22 protein-coding genes are annotated in these 25,946 nt (G+C 58.9%); 14 read left to right on the top strand and 8 right to left on the bottom strand.

The window, feature by feature from the left end; genetic code table 11:
• Positions 1–40: 40 nt before the first annotated feature.
• Together KSS93_RS09590 and KSS93_RS09585 are read left to right on the top strand one after the other, a co-directional pair.
• Positions 41–832, top strand: coding sequence for a dienelactone hydrolase family protein (locus tag KSS93_RS09590; RefSeq protein WP_217888074.1), 792 nt, complete (start codon positions 41–43; stop codon positions 830–832).
• Between the two features lie 306 nt (positions 833–1,138).
• Positions 1,139–1,834, top strand: a complete 696-nt coding sequence (locus KSS93_RS09585; RefSeq protein WP_217888073.1) for a 4'-phosphopantetheinyl transferase family protein — start codon at positions 1,139–1,141, stop codon at positions 1,832–1,834.
• Here the strand turns inward: KSS93_RS09585 and KSS93_RS09580 are convergent.
• Together KSS93_RS09580 and KSS93_RS09575 are read right to left on the bottom strand one after the other, a co-directional pair.
• Positions 1,831–3,435, bottom strand: coding sequence for an ATP-binding protein (locus tag KSS93_RS09580; protein WP_217888072.1), 1,605 nt, complete (start codon positions 3,433–3,435; stop codon positions 1,831–1,833). The genes KSS93_RS09585 and KSS93_RS09580 overlap by 4 nt on opposite strands.
• Positions 3,432–4,148 carry a response regulator gene (locus KSS93_RS09575; RefSeq protein ID WP_217888071.1) on the bottom strand — a complete coding sequence of 239 codons (717 nt, stop codon included), beginning with the start codon at positions 4,146–4,148 and terminating at the stop codon, positions 3,432–3,434. Before KSS93_RS09575 ends, KSS93_RS09580 begins: the two co-directional genes overlap by 4 nt.
• 1,029 nt (positions 4,149–5,177) lie before the next feature.
• On the opposite strand from KSS93_RS09575, the gene KSS93_RS09570 reads away from it, so the two are divergent.
• The 8 genes from KSS93_RS09570 to KSS93_RS26790 all read left to right on the top strand — a co-directional run bounded on the left by KSS93_RS09570 (position 5,178) and on the right by KSS93_RS26790 (position 15,495).
• Positions 5,178–8,054: a ribonucleoside-diphosphate reductase subunit alpha gene (locus KSS93_RS09570; protein ID WP_217888070.1), complete on the top strand. Its 2,877-nt coding sequence runs from the start codon at positions 5,178–5,180 to the stop codon at positions 8,052–8,054.
• A 267-nt stretch (positions 8,055–8,321) separates the two neighbouring features.
• Positions 8,322–9,569 (top strand): ribonucleotide-diphosphate reductase subunit beta, encoded by a 1,248-nt coding sequence (locus KSS93_RS09565; protein WP_028690940.1) that lies wholly within the window; start codon positions 8,322–8,324, stop codon positions 9,567–9,569.
• A 386-nt stretch (positions 9,570–9,955) separates the two neighbouring features.
• Positions 9,956–10,966, top strand: coding sequence for a CBASS cGAMP-activated phospholipase (locus KSS93_RS09560; RefSeq protein ID WP_217888069.1), 1,011 nt, complete (start codon positions 9,956–9,958; stop codon positions 10,964–10,966).
• A complete protein-coding gene (locus KSS93_RS09555) occupies positions 10,959–12,155 on the top strand; it encodes a CBASS cGAMP synthase (protein ID WP_217888068.1) in 1,197 nt (398 codons plus the stop codon). The genes KSS93_RS09560 and KSS93_RS09555 overlap by 8 nt, the downstream gene beginning before the upstream one ends.
• A 37-nt stretch (positions 12,156–12,192) precedes the next feature.
• Entirely contained in the window at positions 12,193–13,860 is a 1,668-nt protein-coding gene (locus KSS93_RS09550; protein ID WP_217888067.1) for a ThiF family adenylyltransferase, read from the top strand.
• Positions 13,845–14,318, top strand: coding sequence for a Mov34/MPN/PAD-1 family protein (locus KSS93_RS26795; RefSeq protein ID WP_217888066.1), 474 nt, complete (start codon positions 13,845–13,847; stop codon positions 14,316–14,318). The genes KSS93_RS09550 and KSS93_RS26795 overlap by 16 nt, the downstream gene beginning before the upstream one ends.
• Positions 14,319–14,363: 45 nt before the next feature.
• Positions 14,364–14,837, top strand: a complete 474-nt coding sequence (locus KSS93_RS09540) for a diadenylate cyclase (protein WP_217888065.1) — start codon at positions 14,364–14,366, stop codon at positions 14,835–14,837.
• A complete protein-coding gene (locus KSS93_RS26790; protein WP_217888064.1) occupies positions 14,830–15,495 on the top strand; it encodes a Cap15 family cyclic dinucleotide receptor domain-containing protein in 666 nt (221 codons plus the stop codon). The genes KSS93_RS09540 and KSS93_RS26790 overlap by 8 nt, the downstream gene beginning before the upstream one ends.
• Before the next feature lie 200 nt (positions 15,496–15,695).
• Here KSS93_RS26790 and KSS93_RS09530 read toward each other — a convergent pair whose 3' ends face one another.
• Both KSS93_RS09530 and KSS93_RS09525 read right to left on the bottom strand, forming a co-directional pair.
• Positions 15,696–16,295, bottom strand: coding sequence for a hypothetical protein (locus tag KSS93_RS09530; RefSeq protein WP_217888063.1), 600 nt, complete (start codon positions 16,293–16,295; stop codon positions 15,696–15,698).
• A gap of 357 nt (positions 16,296–16,652) precedes the next feature.
• A complete protein-coding gene (locus KSS93_RS09525) occupies positions 16,653–17,471 on the bottom strand; it encodes a hypothetical protein (protein ID WP_217888062.1) in 819 nt (272 codons plus the stop codon).
• 390 nt (positions 17,472–17,861) lie between these two features.
• On the opposite strand from KSS93_RS09525, the gene KSS93_RS09520 reads away from it, so the two are divergent.
• Positions 17,862–18,401, top strand: coding sequence for a BRO-N domain-containing protein (locus tag KSS93_RS09520; protein WP_217888061.1), 540 nt, complete (start codon positions 17,862–17,864; stop codon positions 18,399–18,401).
• Positions 18,402–18,578: 177 nt separating this feature from the next.
• Here the strand turns inward: KSS93_RS09520 and KSS93_RS09515 are convergent, their stop codons facing one another.
• Positions 18,579–19,016 carry an acetyltransferase gene (locus KSS93_RS09515; protein ID WP_217888060.1) on the bottom strand — a complete coding sequence of 146 codons (438 nt, stop codon included), beginning with the start codon at positions 19,014–19,016 and terminating at the stop codon, positions 18,579–18,581.
• Positions 19,017–19,238: 222 nt separating this feature from the next.
• On the opposite strand from KSS93_RS09515, the gene KSS93_RS09510 reads away from it, so the two are divergent.
• Positions 19,239–19,622: a HipA domain-containing protein gene (locus KSS93_RS09510; RefSeq protein ID WP_217888059.1), complete on the top strand. Its 384-nt coding sequence runs from the start codon at positions 19,239–19,241 to the stop codon at positions 19,620–19,622.
• A 576-nt stretch (positions 19,623–20,198) separates the two neighbouring features.
• On the opposite strand, the gene KSS93_RS09505 is transcribed toward KSS93_RS09510, so the two are convergent.
• The 3 genes from KSS93_RS09505 to KSS93_RS09495 form a co-directional block, all read right to left on the bottom strand.
• The gene (locus tag KSS93_RS09505; RefSeq protein ID WP_217888058.1) at positions 20,199–21,098 is read right to left on the bottom strand and encodes a LysR family transcriptional regulator; all 900 of its coding nucleotides are present in this window, start codon (positions 21,096–21,098) and stop codon (positions 20,199–20,201) included.
• 355 nt (positions 21,099–21,453) lie between these two features.
• The gene (locus KSS93_RS09500; RefSeq protein ID WP_217888057.1) at positions 21,454–23,457 is read right to left on the bottom strand and encodes a pyridoxamine 5'-phosphate oxidase family protein; all 2,004 of its coding nucleotides are present in this window, start codon (positions 23,455–23,457) and stop codon (positions 21,454–21,456) included.
• 28 nt (positions 23,458–23,485) lie between these two features.
• Positions 23,486–24,115 (bottom strand): glutathione S-transferase family protein, encoded by a 630-nt coding sequence (locus KSS93_RS09495; protein ID WP_217842160.1) that lies wholly within the window; start codon positions 24,113–24,115, stop codon positions 23,486–23,488.
• A 313-nt stretch (positions 24,116–24,428) separates the two neighbouring features.
• On the opposite strand from KSS93_RS09495, the gene KSS93_RS09490 reads away from it, so the two are divergent.
• Together KSS93_RS09490 and KSS93_RS09485 are read left to right on the top strand one after the other, a co-directional pair.
• A complete protein-coding gene (locus KSS93_RS09490) occupies positions 24,429–24,941 on the top strand; it encodes a sigma-70 family RNA polymerase sigma factor (protein WP_217888056.1) in 513 nt (170 codons plus the stop codon).
• Positions 24,938–25,873 carry a FecR domain-containing protein gene (locus KSS93_RS09485; RefSeq protein WP_217888055.1) on the top strand — a complete coding sequence of 312 codons (936 nt, stop codon included), beginning with the start codon at positions 24,938–24,940 and terminating at the stop codon, positions 25,871–25,873. The genes KSS93_RS09490 and KSS93_RS09485 overlap by 4 nt, the downstream gene beginning before the upstream one ends.
• The last annotated feature ends 73 nt before the right edge of the window (positions 25,874–25,946 follow it).

Below are 25,946 nucleotides of genomic sequence, written 5' to 3'. Positions count from 1 at the left end.
ACCTGAACGAAGCGGCCACCGTCGTAAAAGGAGTTTGACCATGCGTTCCCTGCTTGCCCTGGCCCTGTTGTGCTGTACCGCCCTTGCCCAGGCGGCGGTGCAGACCCGCGAGATCCGTTACCAGGATGCCGACGGCACCGCGCTGATCGGCTATTACGCCTACGACGACGCCATCGAGGGCAAACGCCCCGGCATCGTGGTGGTGCATGAATGGTGGGGGCTGAACGACTACGCCAAGCGCCGTGCCCGCGACCTCGCCGCACTGGGCTACAACGCCCTGGCCATAGACATGTATGGCGACGGCAAGCACACCGAACACCCGCAGGACGCCCAGGCGTTCATGGCCGCTGCGATGAAAGACCCGGCCGCAGCAGCCCGGCGCTTCGATGCGGGGCTGGAGCTGTTGAAACTGCAGCCGAACACCAACAAGCACCAGTTGGGCGCGGTGGGTTACTGCTTTGGCGGCAAGGTGGTGCTGGATGCCGCGCGCCGGGGCGAAAAACTCGATGGCGTGGTGAGCTTCCATGGCGCGCTGGTGACCCAGACCCCGGCCACGCCAGGGTCGGTGCGGGCGAAGATTCTGGTGGAGCATGGCGAGGCCGACAGCATGGTCACCCCGCAGCAGGTGGCGGCGTTCAAGGCCGAGATGGATGCGGCCAAGGCGGATTACCAGTTCGTCGGTATTCCCGGGGCCAAGCATGGGTTTACCAACCCGGATGCCGACCGCTTGAGCCATGGCGAGCATGGCGGGCCGGATATCGGCTATGACAAGGCGGCGGACCAGAGCTCGTGGAAGGATATGCAGGCGTTTTTCAAGAAGGCGTTTGACTGAACATTGCCGGGGCCGCTTTGCGGCCCATCGCAGGCAAGCCAGCTCTCATAGAACTGCACATAACTCATTGATTTAGCAGGAACCTGTGGGAGCGGGCTTGCCCGCGAAGCAGGCGACGCGGTGTCTGGCACCGGCTTCGCCGGTGTTCGCGGGCAAGCCCGCTCCCACAGGGGCCGCGGTGGGCTCCTGCCCAGTTCTCTGTGCGACAGCGCAACCCAAAGGGCTCGGTGATCTCCTACAGGGGCTGCGCGTAACCTGCAAAATCCAGGCTGCAACACATCCCCGGCGGCTGGCACAATAGCCGCCATGAACAGACTCCCCACCTGCTGCGCCCCGCTCCAGCACCACTGGCCCCTGCCCCGCCCGGTCCCCGGTGCGGTGCTGGTGAGCTGTGCCTTCGACCCGGCCAGGCTTGGTGCCGACGACTTCCAGCGCGCCGGCATCGAGCAAACCGCCAGCCTGCAACGCTCGGTAGCCAAACGCCAGGCCGAGTACCTGGCCGGCCGGGTGTGCGCCCGCGAGGCCCTGCGGCTGCTGGATGGCCGTGACTATGTGCCGGCCACCCACGAGGACCGCTCGCCGGTGTGGCCGGCCGGCATTCGTGGCTCCATCACCCACGGCCAGGGTTGGGCGGCGGCCGTGGTGGGCGCGCAAGTGGCAGGGCTTGGGCTGGATCAGGAGTCGCTATTGACTGACGAGCGTGCCGAGCGCCTGGCCGGGGAGATCCTCACCGCCGCCGAGCTGCAACGGCTGGACCGTAGTCAACAGGCCTTGACGGTGACCCTGACCTTCTCGCTGAAGGAGAGCCTGTTCAAGGCGCTGTACCCGATCACCGGCCAGCGCTTCTATTTCGAACACGCAGAAGTTTTGCAGTGGTCCACTGACGGCCACGCCCGCCTGCGCCTGCTCACCGACCTGTCCGCCGACTGGCGCCACGGCGTGGAGCTGGATGGCCAGTTCTGCGTGCAGGACGGCCACCTGCTGAGCCTCATAAGCGTTTAGTCCCTCGGCTGCTCCCGCGGCCAGTTCAGGCTGAAGCAGGCCCCGCCCAACTGCTCGCTGCGCCCCACCAGGGCGCGGCCGCCGTGCCAGTAGATGATCCGCCGCACGATCGACAAACCCAGCCCGTGCCCGCCCGAGGCGCGGGTGCGGCTGTCGTCCAGGCGGGTGAAGGGGGTGAAGATGCGGTCCCACACCCCTTCCGGAATGCCTGGCCCGTCATCTTCCACATCGATACGGCAACGCTGCTGGCCCAACTGGTAGCTCAGGCGCACTTCGGACTCGGCATGGCGCATGGCGTTGCGCACCAGGTTCTGCAGCGCCCGGTGCAGGTAGCGCGGCTCGGCCTCGACCCAGGCAGCGCCGCCGTCCAGGCCATGGCACTGGCCGCGCAGCACCTTCACTTCGGCCCGTAGCGGCGCCAGCTCAGTGATTACCCGGGCCAGCAGCTCGTCCAGGTCCACCGCCTGGAACTGCAACGCCGGGGCGCCTTGCTCCAGGCGGGCGTAGGTGAGCATTTCGTCGACCAGCTTGTCGAGGTCCTGGATATCGCCATCCATGCCGGCCAGGTGCTTGGCCCGGGCCTGCTCGGTGCTGGCGCTTTCGATCATCTCCAGACCGAAGCGCAACCGCGCCACCGGCGTGCGCAGCTCGTGGGACACCGCGCGCACCAGTTCGCGCTGCATGGTCAGCGAGCGTTGCAGGTGCTCGGCCATGCCGTTGAAGGCTTCGGCCAGGCGCCCCACCGAGTCGGCGCTACCTGCCGGCACGCGGGTGTCGAGGCTGCCTTGGGCGATGCGCGTGGCGGCCACCTCCAGCCCCGACACGCGGCGCTCCAGCTGGCGCACCAGCAGGTACACCACCAGGCCGATCAGGCACAGGCCGAGAAAGGCAATAAGAATGAGCAACTGCGGCGGGTACGGGTTGAGCTGGTACAGCGGGCCGATCTCCAGCACCCAGGGCGAGCCGGCCAGGCCTGCGAATACACGGATGGAGTCGCCGTCCTTGCCCAGCGCCATCACCGTATCGCCCTCCTCCACCCGGCGCCGCTGGTCGTCGTCCAGGGCCGCGCGCTCGATGCGCTGCAGGGCGATGTCGAAACCAAAGCCCTTGCTCTGCTTCAATTGTGCCAGGCGCGCCTGCTGCTCGGTCACCGGGTAGCGCACCAGCTCGTCGGCCAGCAGGTAAAGGGTGGCGCGGGCCAACTGCTCGCTGATCTGCTTGACCTCGGCCACCAGCAACGCATCCTCGCGGCCGATGCGGCGCAGCACCCTGGCGGCGTGGGGGCCGGTTTTTTCCACCACCACCAGGTCGCGGTACAGCCGCGCGCGCTGGCCGCCGTCCAGGCTGAACGCCGACAGCGGCTGCACGTCCAGCGGCACGCCGAGCAGGCGCTCCCATATCAGCAGCGAGCGCTTGCGCTCCACTTCGTTCTGCTGCGCCAGGTTGTCGGCCATCAGGCTGAAGGTGCCCTGGGCCAGGCGCTCGCGGTGCTGGCCGGCGCGCACCTCGTTGACCAGGTGCAGGCTGAGCACGCCAAGCACGGCCACCAGCACCAGCACGCCGAGCATGCCGCCATAGATGCGTATGAAGATCGACTTCATGGCGCCAGCGCCTGGGCCGCCTCGCCGACGAACAGGTAGCCCTTGCTGCGCAGGGTCTTGATCAGCCGCGGGTTGACCGGGTCGTCACCGATTTTGGGGCGGATCTTGGAAATGCGCACATCGATGGAGCGGTCCTGGCCGTCGTAGCCGACGCCGCGCAGCGCGGTGAAGATCTGCTCGCGGGACAGCACCCGCCCGGCGTTGCTGGCCAGCAGCCAGAGCAGGTCGAATTCGGCGCCGGTCAGCTCGATCAACTGGCCGCCCAGGCGTGCCTCGCGCAGGCGGTTGTCGATGTTCAGCGGGCCGAACTCAAGGGCCTGGCGGCGTTCGGCCGGCTCGCTGCGCCGCAGCAGGGCCTGGATGCGCGCCAGCAGCAGGCGCGGGCGCACCGGCTTGCACACGTAGTCGTCGGCGCCCTGGTCGAGGCCCTGCACCTGGTCGAGCTCGTCGCTGCGGGCGGTGAGCATCAGGATGGGGCCGGGGTACTGGCCGCGCACCCGACGGCAGATGCTCAGGCCGTCTTCGCCGGGCAGCATCAGGTCGAGGACCACCAGGTCTGGCTGGCTGTCGATGATGCGCCGCACGGCACGGGCGCCGTCGCCCTCGACGCTGACCTCGTAACCGTTGGCCTGCAGGTACTCGGCGGTGAGCTCGGCGAGGCGCTGGTCGTCCTCGACGATAAGGATGCGGTTGTCTGGCGGGTGCTGGTCCATGGGCTGGGCCCCTTTGTTGTTATTGGGTGGCCTGTGGGGGCCCTGTCGCCGGCAAGCCGGCTCTCATATAACAAACTGCAACTCATTGATTTAACACGGTCCCAGTGGGAAGCGGCCTTGCCGGGGCGCCGTCCGGTCGAGATGGGCTGCGCAGCAGCCCCGGCAATTTTGCATGAGGCCGAGACTTTGGGGCCGCTTCGCGCCCCATCTCGACCGGACGGCGCCCCGGCAAGGCCGCTTCCCACAGGGACCGTGGCGCATCTGCGAGACCAGTTCTCTGCGCGACAGCGCTGCACTGTTGCCGGCGATGAGGCCGCAAAAGCTGCGTAACTGCCTGATCCTTCGATAAATACCTTTCACCAAAGAGCAACATCAGCCACGGATACTACGTGCCGCCCCCACCCCTGCCAACCTTGCAGGCCGGGCCTTGAGTGAAGCGTTTTTTGTGATAGGGTTCGCCCCCGCGAAAATCTGCCACGGGGCGGTAATACTGCGAAATTTCGCGCAAACCAGTCAGCACAAGGCCTACAGCGAATACCCACGGATGACTCACAAAGTACCCACAAGTTATCCACAGGCCGCTCACCTTGCAAAGCCCCCGATACCGCATTATCTTGTATCCCCATCGCGGCGAACCACTAGATGTTGGGGTTCGAGCAAAATCACAAACACAAGTCGACAGGCAAATTCAAGCGAATTTACCCACTGAACTTAACGTGATTTCACCAGCCAAACCGCTCCTGCGGAGGCGACCGAGGCAAGCCACTTCTGGCCTTGTTCGGGTATGAGTGTTGCAGGCAAGGCCTGACACTCGACAGCAACAGTTTTTGGGCCCGGCCCAGAACCTTTGACTTCGGCCAGGGAGCGGCAGATCACTGCCCTTAATTCCTGAGTCTGTCCCGAAGTCGGCAAGCCCGCGCGGCGGCTGCACTGCCATGTGCATCCCCCCCGGGCCGGCAGTCTGACGGATGGAACGGTGGGCGCCCAAAAGGCGCCTGAACACTATAGAAACTGTGGAGACACCCACCCATGCAAACCGACACAACTCGCGAGAACCCGCAGGCTTTGGCGCCGCAGGCCGAGTCCAACCAGGACCTGGCTGCTACCGCTCCGGGCCAACTGCGCGTGATCAAGCGTAACGGTACTGTCGTCCCCTACACCGACGACAAGATCACCGTGGCCATCACCAAGGCGTTCCTCGCAGTTGAAGGCGGCACCGCCGCTGCCTCGTCGCGCATTCACGACACCGTCGCGCGCCTGACCGAGCAGGTCACCGCCACGTTCAAGCGTCGCATGCCATCGGGTGGCACCATCCACATCGAAGAAATCCAGGACCAGGTCGAACTGGCCCTGATGCGCGCCGGCGAGCAGAAAGTCGCCCGCGACTACGTGATCTACCGCGACCAGCGCGCCAAAGAGCGTGCTACCCGCAGCAACGCCGACTCGGTGGTCGAGCCGCACCCAAGCATCCGCATCACCCTGGCTGACGGTAGCCTGGCGCCGCTGGACATGGCGCGCCTGAACACCATCATCAGCGAAGCCTGCGAAGGCCTGGCCGAAGTCGATGGCGACCTGATCCAGCGCGAAACCCTGAAGAACCTGTACGACGGCGTTGCCCTGAAAGACGTCAACACCGCCCTGGTGATGACCGCCCGTACCCTGGTAGAGCGCGAGCCGAACTACTCGTTCGTCACCGCCCGCCTGCTGATGGACACCCTGCGTGCCGAAGGCCTGGGCTTCCTGGGCGTGGCCGACAGCGCCACCCACCACGAAATGGCCGACCTGTACGCCAAGGCCCTGCCGGCCTACGTCGAGAAAGGCGTGGAGTACGAGCTGCTGGACCCGGCGCTGAAAGGCTACGACCTGGAGCGCATGGGCAAGGCGATCAACCACGAGCGTGACCAGCAGTTCACCTACCTGGGCCTGCAGACCCTGTACGACCGCTACTTCATCCACAAGGATGGCGTGCGCTTCGAGCTGCCGCAGGTGTTCTTCATGCGTGTGGCCATGGGCCTGGCGCTGGAAGAAAAAGACAAGGAAGCCCGTGCGATCGAGTTCTACAACCTGTTGTCGTCCTTCGACTACATGGCCTCGACCCCGACCCTGTTCAACGCCGGCACCCTGCGCCCGCAGCTGTCGAGCTGCTACCTGACCACCGTGCCGGACGACCTGTCGGGCATCTACCACGCGATCCACGACAACGCCATGCTGTCGAAATTCGCCGGTGGCCTGGGCAACGACTGGACCCCGGTACGCGCCCTGGGCTCGTACATCAAGGGCACCAACGGCAAGTCGCAAGGCGTCGTGCCGTTCCTGAAAGTCGTCAACGACACGGCCGTTGCCGTCAACCAGGGTGGCAAGCGCAAGGGCGCTGTATGTGCCTACCTGGAAACCTGGCACCTGGACATCGAAGAGTTCATCGAGCTGCGCAAGAACACCGGTGATGACCGTCGTCGTACCCACGACATGAACACCGCCAACTGGATCCCTGACCTGTTCATGAAGCGCGTCTTCGATGACGGCAAGTGGACCCTGTTCTCGCCAAGCGAAGTACCAGACCTGCACGACCTGACCGGCAAGGCCTTCGAAGAGCGCTACGAGTACTACGAAGCCCTGACCGAGTACAACAAGATCAAGGTGTTCAAGACCATCCAGGCCAAAGACCTGTGGCGCAAGATGCTGTCGATGCTGTTCGAGACCGGCCACCCGTGGCTGACCTTCAAGGACCCGTGCAACCTGCGCAGCCCGCAGCAGCACGTGGGCGTGGTCCACAGCTCGAACCTGTGCACCGAGATCACCCTGAACACCAACAAGGACGAGATCGCGGTCTGCAACCTGGGCTCGATCAACCTGCCGAACCACATTGTCGACGGCAAGCTGGACACCGCCAAGCTGCAACGCACCGTGAACACCGCCGTGCGCATGCTCGACAACGTGATCGACATCAACTACTACTCGGTGCCGCAAGCGCGTAACTCGAACTTCAAGCACCGCCCGGTAGGCCTTGGCATCATGGGCTTCCAGGACGCGCTGTACCTGCAACACATCCCGTACGGCTCCGACGCTGCGGTGGAGTTCGCCGACAAGTCGATGGAAGCAGTCAGCTACTACGCCATCCAGGCTTCGTGCGACCTGGCCGACGAGCGCGGCGCCTACGAGAGCTTCCAGGGCTCGCTGTGGTCCAAGGGCATCCTGCCGCTGGATTCGCAACAGATCCTGATCGAGGCCCGTGGCCAGAAGTACATCGACGTCGACCTGACCGAGAGCCTGGACTGGGCCCCGGTGCGCGAGCGTGTACAAAAAGGTATTCGTAACTCGAACATCATGGCCATCGCGCCGACCGCGACCATCGCCAACATCACCGGCGTATCGCAGTCCATCGAGCCGACCTACCAGAACCTGTACGTGAAATCGAACCTGTCGGGCGAGTTCACCGTGATCAACCCGTACCTGGTGCGCGACCTGAAAGCCCGCGGCCTGTGGGACTCGGTGATGATCAACGACCTGAAGTACTACGATGGCTCCGTGCAGCAGATCGAGCGTATTCCGCAAGAGCTCAAAGACCTGTACGCCACCGCGTTCGAAGTCGAGACCAAGTGGATCGTCGATGCAGCCTCGCGTCGCCAGAAGTGGATCGACCAGGCCCAGTCGCTGAACCTGTACATCGCCGGCGCTTCGGGCAAGAAGCTGGACGTCACCTACCGCATGGCCTGGTACCGTGGTCTGAAAACCACCTACTACCTCCGTGCCCTGGCTGCCACCAGCACCGAGAAGTCGACCATCAACACCGGCAAGCTCAACGCCGTGTCGAGCGGCGGCGACAGTGCCCCGGTTCAGGCCGCAGGCCCTGCTCCGGTACCGAAGGCTTGCGCCATCGACGAGCCGGATTGCGAAGCCTGCCAGTAAGGCTTGGCTGAGGCTTCCTCCGGGAAGCCTCTTTTCTGTGCCCAGGCACAGACCCTGCAGGAGCGGGCTTGCCCGCGATTAGGCCGGCCCTGCCATCGCCTCCCTGCAGCCAGACATAAAAAAGCCGGGGCCCGCTGCCCCGGCCAGCCTTGCAAAGGGCATTTCAGATTTGCGTGCACAGCAGTCCCCCTTTCCCAAGGGGCCCAAGCACCGCAACCAAGATCCACCGGCCATACTCAAGATGGCCCTCAAGCAGGAGAACTCACCATGCTGAGCTGGGACGAATTCGATAAAGAAGACGGCGAAGTAGCCGCCAAGGGCAATACCCCCGCGCAGGCCGCAGCCGCCACCCTGGACAAGCTCGACAGCGCCGGCGGTGCCGCCGCCCTGGAAGCCCGCGCCGCCACCGCTGCCGACTCCGACGCAGTGAAGCGCGCCAAGGCTGCCCTGGACGCCCTGGACATCGCCGAAGGCCTGGCGGAGCTGGAAGGCTCCTCGGCCCGCGTTGCGGTCGATGAAAAGCGCATGATCAACTGCCGCGCCGACCTGAACCAGCTGGTACCGTTCAAGTACGACTGGGCCTGGCAGAAGTACCTGGACGGCTGCGCCAACCACTGGATGCCGCAAGAGGTCAACATGACCGCCGACATCGCCCTGTGGAAGAGCATGGACGGCCTGACCGAAGACGAGCGCCGCATCGTGATGCGCAACCTCGGCTTCTTCTCCACCGCCGACTCGCTGGTTGCCAACAACCTGGCCCTGGCCGTGTACCGCCTGATCACCAACCCGGAGTGCCGCCAGTACATCCTGCGCCAAGCCTTCGAAGAGGCGATCCACACCCACGCCTACCAGTACTGCATCGAGTCGCTGGGCATGGATGAAGGCGAGATCTTCAACATGTACCACGAGATCCCGTCGGTTGCGAAAAAAGCCGCCTGGGGCCTGAAGTACACCCGCGCCATCTCGGACCCGGAATTCAACACCGGCACCGTCGAGACCGACAAAGAGCTGCTGCGCAACCTGATCGCCTACTACTGCGTACTGGAAGGCATCTTCTTCTACTGCGGCTTCACCCAGATCCTGTCCATGGGCCGGCGCAACAAGATGACCGGCGTTGCCGAGCAGTTCCAGTACATCCTGCGTGACGAGTCCATGCACCTGAACTTCGGCATCGACGTGATCAACCAGATCAAGATCGAGAACCCGCACCTGTGGGATGCCGCGATGAAGGAAGAGGCTACCCAGATGATTCTGCAGGGTACCCAGCTTGAGATCGAATACGCTCGCGACACCATGCCACGCGGCGTGCTGGGCATGAACGCGGCGATGATGGAGGACTACCTCAAGTTCATTGCCAACCGTCGTTTGACCCAGATCGGGTTGAAGGAAGAGTATCCGGGGACTACCAACCCGTTCCCATGGATGAGCGAGATCATGGACTTGAAGAAAGAGAAGAACTTCTTTGAGACGCGGGTGATTGAGTATCAGACTGGTGGGGCTTTGAGCTGGGACTAATTTGCCCCATCGTAAGCTTTCACCATCACCTGAACTTTTTTCACTTTAAACTCGAGTCAAGTACGCCATAGCCCTCGTGGGTCGTTGTTCCAGTCAAGACAACGATCCACACCCCTTGCTGTAGCACAGTAGAGCAAATTTCCTACTACTTTGTACGCAACGGAGTCATTTGAAGTGACGCACCAGCCCCTCCCGAAGCCGAGTTATTATCTGATGCGATGCCCTAATCGAGGGCTGTTTGAACTCCATACCCTTAACTGGTTATGAGAGAAAGCTTGTAGCTAAGGCGCGTCAAAACTGGACGCTCCTTCTGTGTATTGTTTAACAGAAGCTCGCTCAAAGCGGGATAGCCGCTTTCGATTCATAATTTTCAGAAGGAGTTGGAAATGGCCGAAAAAAGCTTTCAAATTCTCGCACTTTCCGGTGGAGGCTACCGAGGTCTTTATACAGCGACCATTTTAGCTGAACTAGAGCGAGAGTTAGGCGGCCCAATAGCACGTCACTTCGACCTAATTTCTGGCACCTCCATCGGGGGAATATTAGCACTTGCAATAGCAAATGAAATTCCCGCCCAGAAACTGGTAGAAATGTTCGTAAGCAAGGGCACAGAAATATTCAAACCTCGCACTCGCTTCCCAATCTTTAAGTCCTCATTCAGCAGTGACGCTCTTAAAGCAGTAATTTCAGAGGCCGCATTACTGGGGGATCGCGTTTTAGGTGAAAGCCTGCACCCAATCATAGTTCCGGCGATCAACTACTCCACTGGAAAGCCTGTACTTTTCAAGACCGCACACAATCGAAACTTCAGATTCGACCACACCAATAAAATGGTCGATATTGCGCTTGCTACCAGCGCCGCACCCACTTACTTTCCAAGGCATTTCTTCCAGCATAACCAGTATGTTGATGGTGGGCTTTTCGCAAACGCCCCAGGCTTGCTAGCCGTGCATGAGGCAGAAATGTTTTTGGGTGCCAACGTAACAGAATTGAAGCTACTTTCGATTGGCACTATGTCGTCAAAGTTCACAGTCAACCCTAATAACAACCGGGATGGCGGCGCTTTTGACTGGGGCGGAGGCAATCCCGCAAAGGCAGCTCAGCGACTCTTTGGACTATCAATTTCAGTCCAGGAGTCCTTATGCGATTTCATGCTTAAGCATCGATTGGGAGATCGCTACATTCATGTTGATGAAGATTTGACAGATGAGCGCTCCAAGGCCGTATCACTAGACAAGGCCGATAAGAATGCTCAAGAAGTGCTGAGGGGCGCCGGCTTGGAAAAAGCTAAGAGCTGTCTTGGTGATCCGAAATTCATGAGTCTCTTTTCCCACATTGCAGCTAAACCAGTGTTCTATCACGGCAGTCATGCTGAATCTAAGGAGCCGCGCCATGCTTAACCTTACCAGGATTTTCTACTCTTCAATTGAAAATACCGAAGCGCTGCATGACGAGCTTATCCCTGAAAATGAGCAAAGAGCGTTTCTTCGCTCTTGCAGAACAAAGATAAAAAACCATCTTAAGAGCACGATCGCTGAAGCCACGGTTAGGGTGCTAGGAATGCAGAAACGCGTTGAGCCACGATTCCGAACTCAGGGATCATGGGCATACGAAACCTGCATCCAACCCGCCCATCCTTCCATACAAGAAATGGACCTTGATTATGGCGTGTACTTACCTGTTGACGTATGGCGGGAAAACGGGCCTCCGGAAGAGATGGCGAAGGTTTACTTTGATTTGGTCGAAACCCAACTGCAGATACTCTGCGCGCTAGAACAATGGGAGCTCGTAACGGGCGACGATGCTAAGAACACTTGCATTCGCATAAAAGTGTCTACCTGGGCACATATTGATATCCCTCTATACGCAGCACCGGCCGACGATTTTGCAGAGGTGGTAGAGACCGTTTTGCTGAAAGCCAATGCTAGAGCATTGAACTCTATAAATGGCAGCATGGCGATGGACTCTATGGAGCAGCTTTTATACCAAGGTCAAACCTGGGACGATCTCGATCAGGTCATGATGGCAACAAGGAAAGGTGAGTGGAAAGCGTCTGACCCTGAAACGGTAGCGAAGTGGTTCCGCGATCAGATCATACGTTTTGGCGAGTTAGGAGATCAGTTTCTGAGAACCTGCCGATACATCAAAGCTTGGCGGGACTACAACTGGAAAGATGGTGGGCCTACATCCGTATCCCTGATGATAGCCATAGCACAGAAGTTTCAAGGCAAGAAGGGACGCGATGACATTGCTCTCGAAGAAGCCGCGAACATTGTATCCCAGGCAATCCGTAAGGGGATTTATGAGCCTGGCATTGATAATGAGGATGAGGACTTCAATCGGCTTTCGCCTGAAAAGAGGTTTGAAGCCGGCCTCATTGCAGACCGCTTGTTCAACACACTGCGTAGCGCAAGAGGCTGTACTATAGATAAATGTATTGAGATCCCCTATTCGCTCCGCGGAGTTTTAGGAAGTCGTATTCCTTTAGATACAAATTTAATAAAAGAGGAAACACCAGCAAGCATTGTGCGTAACACGGCGCCTGCGATAGTAGCCGCTCCTTACGTCCCCAACACATCCGCAGGCTGATATGGATACCCTTCGACTCGGAGGCGTACTTCGACTAATGCACTCCCTAAACTTCAGTGCACTTCCATCCAAGGGCACAACAAGGAATTTTAGGGGACGCCTCTCTTGCAAAGCCGGGGAAGTAGAAGTAGAACTGAGCATCTCTGACTGGGACTTTTTAAATTATCCAACCATTAAAATCTTAGAGAAGCCAAGTTTCTTTCCAAAAACGATGGCTCACCAAGTAACTGACGGGTCATTCTGCTACCTCAGCAATGGGGAAGTAGTTTTAGATCGCTACGACCCAGCAGGATCTATTTTATTTTGCCTCAATCAAGCCACAGGATTATTAGATAAGCTGATCGCAAATCCCAAAAGAAACCAAGAGGACTTTGAATCTGAGTTCTTAGCCTATTGGACAAACCCTAGCCAAGGAAAAGTTTTTCGTATTGGTGTCGGAAATATTTCAGCAGGTTCGAAAACAGCGAAAATATTTACCATCTCCCCCGGGGAAAGAATCAAAAAAATCATCTCCACCGATCATGTTACAACGACCAAAATGGCTAAAACCTGGGAAGAGTCAGCAAATGAAGATGACAATGCAAACTGTTGGATCTACTCCAGCACCATCCAACCGCCCTTCCACATATCGCTCCCATGGAAAACAAAAGACACATTATCCTGGCTGAAAACTTGGGACATTTTACTCTACAAGAAAATTCAATTCTCCGTCGAAACAGATTCGAAATTTCTAGATTCCAGCCAAATATACATCCTCATAAACTGTCCCGCTGGCCTGGTAGGCTTCGGGTTCACTGTAAGTTCAAAAATCAAACAGAAACTAGCCCTATCAAAAGGAGGAAAATATCGCGGAAAGGCGCTCTTCCAATTTCTTCACGGTTTGGGGGGGCAGGAAAAAATATATAGACTACATATAGTCGAACTAAGCCATAACTTCATAAACTCTAGAAATCTTACATCATCTTTGGGCCTCGCTTTAGCTGGACGTAAGGTACTGCTAATAGGCTGCGGCGCCATTGGAGGATACTTAGCCCAAGCCCTCGTCCGATTAGGCGCTGGATATTCCGAAGGAAAGCTTGAACTATATGACCCTCAAAATCTGATGCCTGAAAATTTGGGCAGGCATGTACTGGGGTTCAAACATCTTTTCAGAAGCAAGGCGCTCAGCCTACAGGAAGATCTCACACAGCAATTACCTGGAATTATCGTCGAAGCACACAGTATTGAAATGCGCTCGCCCGGTCTGGGAAAAGGATTTGACCTAATAATAAACGCAACGGGTGAAGAAGCAATTTCTGAAATGCTAAACGAATACCAAATCAATGATGAAGACTACCCACCATTAATCCACATCTGGATCAAGGGTAATGGTGAAACAGTTCAAGCATTATGGACTGACAGAGAGTTTGGATGCTTTAGATGTCTAAGATCAGCAGCAAAAGACAACCAAATGCAAGAGCGTTTCCCGGTACTTAAAGGAGAGGTCGAAAGATCGTATAGAGCATGCCAGCATTACACCCCATATGCAGTATCGGCAGCAGTATCTGCAACTGCTTTAGCAGTTGATATCATAAATGATTGGTTGAAAACCAATGATCCCAGCCCAAGATTCCGAACTAGATCAGTCGAGACTGCCGATGTATTCAAAGTCAAAAATCAAAATATCTCTCCAGTGAACGGCTGTCCAGCATGTGCCAAGAAATAGTATTTTCATGGTTCGATGGACAAACCCGTTACGCCTTAATCGATCAAGCACCGTGGGATTTTATAAAATCAAACGCCCAATTTCGATCCAATAGCAATGAAGCGGGTGGAATTTTGCTAGGATATCGAGCCGGTACAAATATTCATATCATATCAGCAACTGGTCCACTTCCAAGAGATAGGAGATCCAGAGTAAGCTTTGATCGCTTGGACCCCGGGCATCAGGTAACTGCAAGCGAAGCATGGGCCACGAGTGGTGGAAGAATTGACTATATCGGAGACTGGCACACGCATCCACAGAGTGTTCCAACACCTTCATCTAAAGATTACTTAGAATGGAAAAAGCTGACAGCTTCAATGCAGGCACCTCACTTACTTGTCATCGTAGGCACCCGTGAAGTGCGTGTCTGGCTAAGCTCTGAACTCAACAGCAAAATCTTACCAGCCTTTAGGACTTAACTTCTCCCAATAAAAACTACTAACCCGGACGCACTGGATCGGCAAATGACTTGCAAAACATCAGAATTTCCGCTCACCCTACTAAAGTTAATAAGTGCGACCAAGAAAAAACAGTTTTCCGGCGTAGGTATTGTTTTTTATAATGACCTACAACTTTTGCCAATGACTGCACTCGGCAGCACTGCCACACCTAAGCCTCACCTGCCTATCTCACAAATTGACACGATAGCTCGCACATTAACTATTCTTTCCGACTTACAATCGCCATGGCACGATGGCTTTCACTTGATCAACAGTGATTCACAGGCCCTAACTCATATTTCTCAATTCCTAGCCCCTCCGCTTGATCATCTCCCTGATAATAAATATTCTCGCCCATCTGGTGCCAGACTAATGACCGCAATGTTGTCATCAATGGTGACCGGAATCGACTGTATAGGCGTACTAAATACGTCAGGAGAAATTACTATCTATCAGAATGGAAGAGTATCGATAAAGGTAGCCTCACCCCATGAATAATCTGAGTCTAACCCAAACAGAGCTTCAGCGCCTCTTAAAGATGTATTTTTGGATAGCAGTTTCCCTTGCGGCACTATGCTATCTAGCCCAGGCACCCTTTAACTCGGATCATCTTGCAGTCGGCTGGAGGTCTGTAACATATGCACTGACTGCTACTACCATTGTTTTCGGCGCTTTTTTTAAACTTGCCTGGCACTCTCCGCGCATATCAAAATTGATGCGCCGACCTATCGTTCATGGAGTATGGAGAGGAACACTACGATCGGATTTCAAAACCCCGGACAAATCACCGCTAGAAATACCTATAATATTTGTGATTCGCCAAACGTATCTTACGATTTCAATTGAATCATTCACTCGTTCCCAAGAGGGCGAATCCAAACTTGAAGCCCTTATACAAAACAGCAGAACAGAATCGTGCCGCCTATGTTATGTCTTTGAATTACGCAGACAATACCAAGGCGAGAACAAACTAACCACTGGCTCGGGAGAACTCAGGCTAATCGATGACTCAACTCGTTTGAGAGGACACTATTGGACCAACACTCCAACGCACGGAGACCTCGAACTTACTTTGATATCTAGAGACCCTGAAGGCATTAACTGTTTTGAGATTGCAGAACGCAAATGGCCAAGCAACGAAGTCAGCAAACACTGAAAAAATAGGGCAAACCCAACTATCCAAGCTGCTAATTTTATTTAGCAGCTAGATCACCCTCAATTTTAAAATCAAACATCAAACTTTGGATACACACCTCACATAATCATATACCGCTCGTAAGGGTAGGCCCTATCACCGCCCTCTCAGCCATACTACCCTCCGCACTCGACACTGTGATTATGAGGATTGAAAATCGGCTACGCTTTACTTTTTTCAACTTTCAACCCGATAGAGAAAGTGCTAGTCGCCATGACTCGAATTTCATAACCTTCATATTTAGTAATTGAGCCCACCGCTAAATCCTCCACACGAAGATTATTTTTCCCGGGATATCCAAGCGTTAAAGTTGCGACATGAATCGGAGGGAGATAATCAATTCTCTCAAGTGAAATATAGAGTCCATCATCAAAGGGCGAAGCAGTTTTACCTGCGCTAAGAGAAAGGCTGATCCCTCTCGTGGACTTTTCGACCAACGTCTTTTCAATGAACGCTATATTTGGAACTGTTTTTTCCCTTGGGGTGTTTTTTTCTACAGCACGCTGAAGCTCCAGCTTCAATGAAGTTATTTCTTGCTGCGCAACCTTCGTCGCCGTCTCCGCATCTTCCTGCCGCAACTTGTATGTATCTACGAGTGTTTGAGTTTCGCTTTTCCCTTTATTGTAGCCGGAATCATGAATCTGCAGAAAGGTGAACCCTGCCCCAATTAAAAGCAGCATTGACAAACCCGCAGACTTAAGCTTATCAAAGGTGCCGTTAGGATGTGGGACACTGGGATGTGGGGAGTTAGAATCTTGCATTTATTCAATAGACCATTGCTGAGGAGAGTCTCTTTCGAGACAAGCATACTACGACGAGCATAACAATGCACTCACCGAATTAGAATCACTCGGAGGATTTACGGAAAATCTCATCCAGGGCTCACTGCTAACGCCCCAGGCCTGCCGCCCAGTAACAACTGGAACTCATCGTTCAAGACGGATAACAGCCTTGATCAGAGCGAAAACTCGAGGAGTTTTCAAGATAACCACCTGTAAAGGCTATCGTTTCTTACTTAAACTTTTAATGCCTCCGGACTAATGTCTATAAAGGGGCTCTCTCTAGGCATTTGATAGCTTTTCTCACATCTATAAGGATATTTATCTTAAGCGGACACACTATTTCCGTTTGAGCTTTACCAAAACCCCATCTATTCCAGAAACAAAAAACTCGTCTTCTACTACAAGAAAGTCCCCACCTGCATTTAGCAACATTCGCACATCACCTTGATACATTTCTGACTTCAACCATACCGGTTCCTCATGCAGGATCTTTTCATACCGAAGCACTCCTGCATAAAATGAAATGACGACTGTAACCCCAGCAAAAAAAACTGCATAATCCTTTAGAAGCCTCCTTCTGAGCGCAACCCTTTTTTTATCAAAAATTCGAAAAATCTGACTAGGTCTATTCAACACACCTGACCTCAAAACCGCGGCCAACAACAAGAACCCTCCCAAAAGCTTGGTTTCCGCGCCCATCATTTCGTAATTAAATTTAAGATAGGCAAAATTCAAGAAAAACGGAAACATCGGTAAAAAGAACACCCAATAAATAATCCTTTCAGCCATAGTGGTTTCTCGATACATCCTTCGAGCAGAACGCCTCAGCTTACCTCTTGCCAATCGATTGGCACCAAAAACCCCGACCACAAGAGGCGCAATAAAACAATAGTAAAACTGAGATATCGAAAATGTAATAGCCCGAGTCAAGTAGTAGCAAGAGGCAACATAAAATGTGAATACACCAACAAAAGAAACCACATACCTTGATGACACCAAAGATGTAACTTCAAAAGGCACACTCCAAAGAAATCCCATATAGTGCGCCATCCCAAGACTCATAAAACCAATCGCTAACTTAGCGATAGCGATCGCGCCCTTAACATCTAATAGGTCAGCCCTATCAGAAAAAAACCTCAAGTACTCCGCTTTCAAATCAGCCTCACAACAAGCCCACACCAGAATTCAGAATTTTCCCACAAAATTTGCATTGACTGTAGTTCTCATCAAGCCTAGCTTCTCGAGGGCGCCTAAGAAACGCTTTACACAGCGGTCCACCCGCTCCCGACAGATGCGGCATTTTTAAGCCTGTGGTTTACTACTGCGCGCATGAAACACTCTGTTATGTCGGGAGTGGGCTAATACAAGACCCGCGAGGGGAATACGTCCGGCCTTCTGTGTAAGGTTTCTTAGCTCCCGACACCCAGCCCTAAGAAAGCTGTTCACAAACAGAGGTAAAGGAAATGCCTATCGAGACTAGAGTTCACTGGCCTTTCGCACATGCGTCCTGCCTGTCCCACTCCCTCAGGAGCAAGGAGGCCAGCCATGACTGACCTTCACGACCCTACCCTCTTCACCCGCCACAACCGCCACCTCCACACCCTCTGGCTTGAATCCCAAGCCTGGTTCTGCGCCCTCGAACTCGGCCGGATGACCGGGCGCTTCTTCGACGAACACTGCATCCGCAAGCTCGACCCGGACCAGCACCGCAATCTACGGCTGCTGCGCTACGGCCAGTACCAGGACACCACCATGCTCAGCGAGTCCGGGGCCTATACCCTGCTGGCTCATCACCACATTCCGGAGAACCGCCACCTGCGGCACTGGCTGACCCATGAGGTGGTGGCGGTGCTGCGGGATGGGCAAGGCTCGGTGGCGGATGACCTGCCACGGTTGGGCAGGATGTGCTGGCCGGGTGGGCATACGGCGAGCTTGCTGTATTGGCAGAGCGAGGCTTGGGTACGGATGCGGGATATGCCGGTGGTGATGGCAGCTGAGGTGCCGGCGGTGCTGCCTGGGCGGCGCAGGTTGAGCTGGAAGGAATGTGCACAGCGGGCGCTGCGGTTACATGGGGTTGGGGATTGAGTTTGCGCCTGGGCTGGGGCCGCTTTGCGGCCCATCGCGGGGCAAGCCCGCTCCTACAGTGCTCAAGTGTTTTCGAGCCCTGTAGGAGCGGGTTCACCGGAGTGCCGGACCATCGCGAACACCGGCGCAGCCGGCTTCGCGGGCAAGCCCGCTCCCACAGGGTATGCGGGTGCCTTTCTAGCCAGGCAAGCTCATATGCAGCAAGGGGAACGGCCTGCCCTCACCATCCAACGGCGAGCGGCCGGTCTGGACGAAGCCGTAATGCAGATAGAAGCCCACTGCCTCGGGGTTCTGCTCGTTGACGTCGACGCTCAGCGTATCGCGCGAACTGCGCGCGTGGTCGAGCAGGGCTCGGCCAATGCCCTGGCCGCGCAGGTCGGGGTCGATGAAGAGCATCTCCACATGGTGTTCGTTGAGGCCGATGAAGCCCAGCGGGGTGTCTTCGGCGTCTACCGCTACCCACAGCTCGACCGCCGGCAGGTAGACGTCGCGCAGTTGTGGCAGCAGTGCGTCGATATCGGACGCTTGCAGAAAGTGGTGGGTGGCGCGCACGGAGCGTTGCCAGATGTCGAGCAGCAGGGGATGGTCGGCCGCAATGGCCTGACGAATGATCATGCAGTCATCCTTTTACACTTGATAACGAAATAGCGGCGCGCTGCAGGACAGCGGCCATTTAAGTGTCGGCGCCTGTATGACCGCTTCGCGAGTTAACGCCTGGGCGGTGCACGGCAGGGGTGGCCGGGATGGAGGGAGGCTGCAAAATACGGGCTTGCCCGGCCTGCGTCAATGACGGCGCGTACCCACAACGCCTATGTTTCTAGGCTTGAGTAGCAATTAATGCTGATAACGCCCAGAAAAATGGGCCTTGAACTACTGGCGTTTTTTCAGGACCAGCACACCAAGAACACCGCCTTCATGATGGATACCGACGGCAGTTGGTACCTCACGCCGGCCTATGACGTTTCCTACTCCTATTTGCCTGGCAGCTTTTGGGGCGACAGCCATCAGATGACCGTGAACGCCAAGCGCGATGACTCCACCCTCGAGGATTTGTTGAGCGTTGCCAGGCAGGTGTGGGGGATGGATACACGGCGGATCATCAGGGAGGTGTGCGCAGCGGTTGCGCAGTGGCCGCGGTTTGCCGCGATGGCCGGGGTGCCGGCTGGTGCGAGTGATCGGATTGGGGGCGTGCATCGCCTGTACCTGGGCGAGGGGCTTTGAACGGGCACTGAGGCAGGTTTCGAAATGTGCCTGCCTGCAATGGCGCTATCGCAGGGCAAGCCCGCTTTCGCGGATGTGCTGGAAAGCCAGTGATGTGAGAAATGGCACCGGCGTTGCCGGTTTCGCGGGCAAGCCCGCTCCCACAGGAATGGCGGCAACTTTTAAAAAATCGGCAAGACAGTTGCTCCCACAACTACGGCGTTTGCTTCAGGCCTGTGCCGTACCTGTAGGAGCCGGCTTGCCGGCGATGAGGCCGGTTCAGGCCACACAAGACAGTTGATCCCACAGGTTGCCGGGCACGGCAGATGCCAGCACAAGGCATGCTTGCGCCCAGACACGAAAATAGCTGGGAAGAAGAGATGGGCTCGCCCCTGCCGACAAAGGCATCGAGTGCCGAAGCAGGAAGATCCTGCTGAAGGTGGTCAGGGGCGAGACCGTTGGCGAGTATAGCGGAAGAAAGGAAAAACTTGTTGGCTAAGTGGTGAATGCGTTTTCTGCCGGGCGGGCCTCATCGCGGGGCAAGCCCGCTCCCACGTTGCAATGCATGGCGTCGCAATGCGATTGCGGCGGCAAGTCTCAGCGCAGGTGCTCGTGGCTGCGCAGATGCTCGGCGAGCATGTCGATGAAGGTGCGCACCTTGGTCGAGCCGTATTTGCTCTCGCGGTGCAGGATATGGATCGGCCAGGGGGCTTCTTCGTATTCGGCGAGGATCACCTGCAGGCTGCCGGCGGCGAGTTCGTCGGCCACCTGGTAGGACAGCAGGCGGGCAACGCCCAGCCCGGCGCAGGCGGCGGCGATGGCGGCGTCGTTGCTGGTGACGGTGAGGCGCGGCTTCATGCGGATCAGGGTGGGGTCGTCGATGGCGCCGAAGCGCCAGTCGGTGCGCGGCGATAGCGTGCCGGCGGCGATCACGGTATGGCCCTGCAGCTCGCTTGGGTGGCGCGGGGTGCCGTGGCGCGCCAGGTAGTCGGGGGCGGCGCACAGCAGCCGGCGCATCTTGCCGACGCGCAGCGCCTTGAGGCCCGAGTCGGGGAGCTGGCCGATGCGCACGGCAACGTCCATGCCCTCCTCCACCAGGTTGACCACGCGGTCGAGGAAGAACGCCGAAATGTCCACTTCGGGGTACTGCTGCAGGTAGCGCACGATGCACGGCATGACGAACTTCTTGCCGAACAGGATCGGCGCGGTCACGGCCAGGTCGCCCTTGGGCGCGGCGTTGATGCCGGCGGCGGCTTCGTTGGCCTCAAGGATACTGGCGAGGATGTGCCGGGTGTCTTCGAGGTAGCGGCTGCCGGCTTCGGTCAGGCGTACGCTGCGGGTGGTGCGCTGCAGCAGCTTGACCCCGAGCTGTTCTTCCAGGGCGGTGATGGCGCGGGTGACGGCGGCAGGCGAAATGGCCAGGCGGCGGGCGGCGGCGGCGAAGCTTTCCAGTTCGCCGACGGCGACGAACACCTTCATCAGGTGGATCTGGTCCATGGGGGGGCCTGGGGTTGGGTGAGTGCTGGGATTATCGGCTATCTGGTTTTTTTGTGCTGGGTTGAAGGGCCAATCGCCGGCAAGCCGGCTCCTACAGGATTTGACGCATCGCCTGTAGGAGATTACCCAGCCCTGCGGGCTGCGCTGTCGCGCAGAGAGCTGGGCACGAACCCGCCGCGGCCCCTGTGGGAGCGGGCTTGCCCGCGAACACCGGCGAAGCCGGTGCCAGACACTGCGTCGCCTGCTTCGCGGTGGTTCGGCACCCCGACAAGCCCGCTCCCACAGGTCCCTGCTAAATCAATGAGTTATGTGCAGTTCTATGAGAGCCGGCTTGCCGGCGATAGGACCATATGCCTCATGCCTCCAGTACCAAGGGCCCACCATCCGCCGGCACGGCGCAGCAGATCAGCACCGTGCCTTGCTCGGGCATTTCGGCGGGCGGGTTGGGGTAATGCACCTGGCCGCTGACCAGCTTGGTCTTGCAGGTGCCGCACGAGCCGCCGCGGCAACTGAACTCCGGCGTCAGGCCGCGGCTTTCGGCCAGCTCCAGCAGCGTGCCGCTGCCAGGCGCCCAGCGGGCTTCCTTGGCGGAGCTGGCGAAGTACACCGGTACTGGCTCGGTGGCGGCCGGGGGCTGCTGTACCACGGGCTGGCTGCTGTCGCCGTGGCGGCGCAGGGTCGAGGGGCCGAAGGCTTCGGCGTGGATGCGTGCGTCGGGCACGTTGATACCGCGCAGGCCTTCGTAAAGGTCCTGGGTGAAGCTGGCCGGGCCGCACAGGTAGAAGTCGTAGTCGTCCAGCGCCAGCGTGGCCTTTACCTGCGCGATGCCCAGGCGGCTGGCGAACTGGTAGTCGCGGCCTTGTACGGCGTCGGCTTCGGGCTGGCTCAGGGCGCGGTGGATGTGCAACAGGCCGCCGGCCTGCTGTTGCAGCGCATCCAGCTCCTGGCGGAACGGCAGTTCGGCGAGCGAGCGGCCGCCGTGGAACAGGTGGATGGGGCGGCCCTGGTTCAGGCTCAGGTGCTCGCGCAGCATGGCGATCAGCGGGGTGATGCCGACGCCGGCGCCGATCAGCACGATGGGCCGCTGGCTGCCTGGCGCCAGGGTGAAACTGCCCATGGGTGGGCGCACCTGCAAAAGGTCGCCGGGGTGCAGTTGCGCATGCAGGTAGTGCGACGCCGGGCCCTGGGCCTTGACGCTGATGCGCAGGTGGCCGTCAGAGGGGGCGCTGGACAGGCTGTAGGTGCGGATCAGCGGTTTGTCCCCCGGCAGTTGCAGGCGCACCGGGAGGTGCTGGCCGGGGGCAAAAGACACCGGCTGGCCGTCTTCAGGTTGCAGGTAGAACGAGCGGATATCCAGGCTCTCCTGCTCGATGCGCAGTACGCGCCAGCTTTGCCATTGCCGCTGGCGTTCGCGCTGCTGGGTGCGTTGTTCGGCTTCGGCCCAGGTGCCGGTGCTCAGGCTGGTGGGGGCGTATTCACGAAATGCCCAGCGCAGCGATACCGCCGCCGGGCGCAGCACCACGTGCTCGACCTGCAGCGTCCACAGGCGCTCGGCGCCTTCGAAATCCTGGATCAGCGGGCTGTCGACCAACACCTGGGCGTGGCCGCTCAGTTGCAGCACGGTGCCGCTGGTGAAGTCGACGAACAGCAGGCCGGCCTGGGGGTTAACCAGCAGGTTGCCGAGGGTATTGAAATGCAGGTTGCCGGCGTAGTCGGGGATGGTCAGGCGGTTGCCCTCGACCTTGACGAAACCTGGGCGCCCGCCGCGGTGGGAGACGTCCACCGAATGCTGGCCATCCTCTTGCGCCACGTAGCTGGCGACGAAGAAGGTGTCGGCGTTTTCGATCATGGCGATGGCGGCAGCGCTCAGCTCGCTGGCGTCGATACGCTCACCGGCCGGCTCGTCGACCCGGGTGTATTCGCGCAGCTGGATGTACTGCGGGCAGTTGCCGAACGAGTGCTCCACCTCTACCTGCAACTGGCCGGCGCTGGCCGCACGGATATGGCCGTTGAGGCGGTTGCGCCGACGGGTGTGCAGCTCGATGCCGAGCAGGCCGATGGCGCCACCCGCCACCAGGCCGGCACTGGCCGGGTCGGTGGCGGGCAGTGTGGCGCCTATCAGCAATTGTTTGGGGTCGGGCGAGCTGACGAAGCCTTGCGGGCCTTCGAGCAGGGTCGCCCAGGGTTTGCCTTCGGCGTCCACCGCGCCTGCCACCATGAACGGCAGCTGCTGGAAGAAGCTGCGGTGCTGGTCGGGCATGTAGTCGCGGATGACCTTTTGCCCGTGCACCTGCATGCGCTCGGCTACACCGGCTTGGGCTTGCAGACGCTTTTCACCTTCGTGCCAGGGAGAACGCATGGCGGCATTCCTCGTGTGGGTTATGGCGTTACAGGGTGGTTTGCAGGCCGACCACGGTGCGCGGCATCGGTACGAAGCCCGGCAGCGCTTCGATGCGGGCCAACCAGGCGCGCACGTTGGGGTATGGCTGCAGCGACACGTTGCCTTCTGGGGCGTGGGCGATGTACGAGTAGTTGGCGACATCGGCGATGGTGGCCTGCTCGCCCACCAGGAACGGGCGCTGGGCAAGCTCGGCATCGATTACCTTGAGCAGGGTGTGGGCGCGGCCGATCACTTCGTCGGTGTTGAACGAGGCGCCGAATACGGTCACCAGACGCGCGGCGGCAGGGCCGAAGGCCAGGGGGCCGGCGGCCACCGACAGCCAGCGCTGCACGCGAGCGGCGCCGAGCGGGTCCTGGGGCAGCCACTGCTCAGCGCCGTAGGCCTTGGCCAGGTAGACCAGGATGGCGTTGGAGTCGGCGAGGACGGTGCCGTTGTCGTCGATTACCGGTACCTGGCCGAAGGGGTTGAGGGCGAGGAAGGCGGGTTGCTTGTGCTCGCCCTTTGCCAGGTCGACGAAGACCAGTTCGGTGGGCAGGTTCAGCAGCGAGAGCATCAGTTCGATGCGGTGGGCGTGGCCGGATTTGGGGAAGTTGTAGAGCTTGATCGGGGTGGTCATGGCGGTGGCTCCGGGGGTTGGTTGTGTGAGAGGTATGCTGCGCTGATTCGCCGGACAACAGAATCAGGGCGCGGAGCAATCCATAATTTCGCCAGGTGGAATAATTGGCAGGTTTGGAGACGCGCCGCCTGTAGGAGCCGGCTTGCCGGCGAGAGGGCCCGAGCAGGCAGTGCACTTGGCACACCTGGCACCGGCTGGCGCCGGTGATCGCGGGCAAGCCCGCTCCTACAGAGACCGCGCCAGAAGAGCAATTGCCCGAAACCTGCCTGGCCATCTAGAATGCAACCCATTCTCAATAGCTGTCATCGCCCCCATGCCCCCACCTGCGGATCGTGCCCCTGTCCAACAGCTCTACCGCAGCCATCACACCTGGCTGCAGGGGTGGCTGTACCGGCGCGTGAACGACCGCTGCGATGCCGCCGACCTGAGCCAGGACACCTTCGTGCGCCTGCTCACCCACTCCCCGCCCGCCGAACTGCACGAACCGCGTGCGTACCTGGCCACCATCGCCCGCCGGTTGCTGCTGAACCTGTACCGGCGCCGGTCGCTGGAACGTGCTTACCTGGAGGCCCTGGCCACCCTGCCCGAGGATGAAGCGCCCAGCGCCGAACACCAGGCGGCCTTGCTGGAGGCACTGACGGCGGTGGACCGGGTGTTGGCGCGCCTGCCGGGCAAGGCGCGGCGGGCGTTCCTGCTGTCGCAGCTGGAGGGCTGGGGGCAGGAGCAGATTGCGGTGGAGATGGGCGTGACCGTGCGCACGGTGCAGCGCTGGCTGGTGAAGGCCTATGAGGAGTGCATCGTGCTGGGTGCGGAGGGCTGGCTGTGAGCGCGCAACCGATCTCGCGCCCGGTCGCCCAGCAGGCGGCCCGTTGGCTGTTGCATCTGCAGCAGGACAGCTCGCCGCAAGCCTTGCAGGGCTGCGCCGATTGGCGCGCCGCCCACGCCGACCACGAACGCGCCTGGCAACTGGCGGCGCGCTTCAGCGCCCAGGTGCAGGCGATACCGCCGCAACTTGCACACACGGCGTTGCAGCGCCCGGCGGCGTTGAGCCGGCGGGCAACGCTCAAGGCGCTCACTTCGCTGGTGGTACTGGGTTCGCTGGGGGTGGGCTTGCAACGTACAGGCAGCCTGGACGGGCTGATGGCCGATGTCAGCACCGGCGTGGGCGAGCGCCGCCGGTTGACCCTGGACGATGGCAGCGAGCTGCACCTGAACACCGACAGCGCCGTGGATATTCGCTACAGCGCCAGCGAGCGCCTGCTGGTGCTGCGCACGGGCGAGCTGTACCTGCGCACGGGGGCAGACCCGCGGCCGTTGCGGGTGCAATCGGCGTGGGGCGCGTTCCAGCCGTTGGGGACGCGCTTTGCCGTGCGCCAGTTCGATGAGCATGACCGCTTGCAGGTGTTCGAGGGGGCAGTGGCGGCAACGCCTTTGCAGGGTGAGGCTGTGCGCATCGAGGCGGGTGGGCAGGCGTTGATTGGCGCCGACGGGGTGCATCGATTGGGCGCGGTGGCTGGCAGCGCGGGCTGGATTGATGGCGTGCTGCGGGTTGAGCGCATGCCGTTGGGGGAGTTCGTCGCCGAGCTGGGGCGCTATCGACCGGGCTGGACGCGCTGTGCGCCGGAGGTTGCGGGGGTACTGGTGTCGGGGACGTTCCAGTTGAACGATACCGAGGCGGCGCTGGCGGCGTTGGCAATGGCGTTCCCGGTGCGGGTGCAGTCTGTGACGCGGTATTGGGTGACGGTGGTGGCGGCTTGAGATGGGTCTCGTGACCATCGGCCTGAACCCATGAAAAACCTGATGTCGTGTTTTGCGTACCTCGCGTGTCCTC

The sequence above is a fragment of the Pseudomonas xanthosomatis genome (genome assembly GCF_019139835.1).
GTDB lineage: Bacteria > Pseudomonadota > Gammaproteobacteria > Pseudomonadales > Pseudomonadaceae > Aquipseudomonas > Aquipseudomonas fakonensis.
Note: the sequence above shows the minus strand (reverse complement) of the source record. Positions and strands in the feature narration are given on the sequence as shown.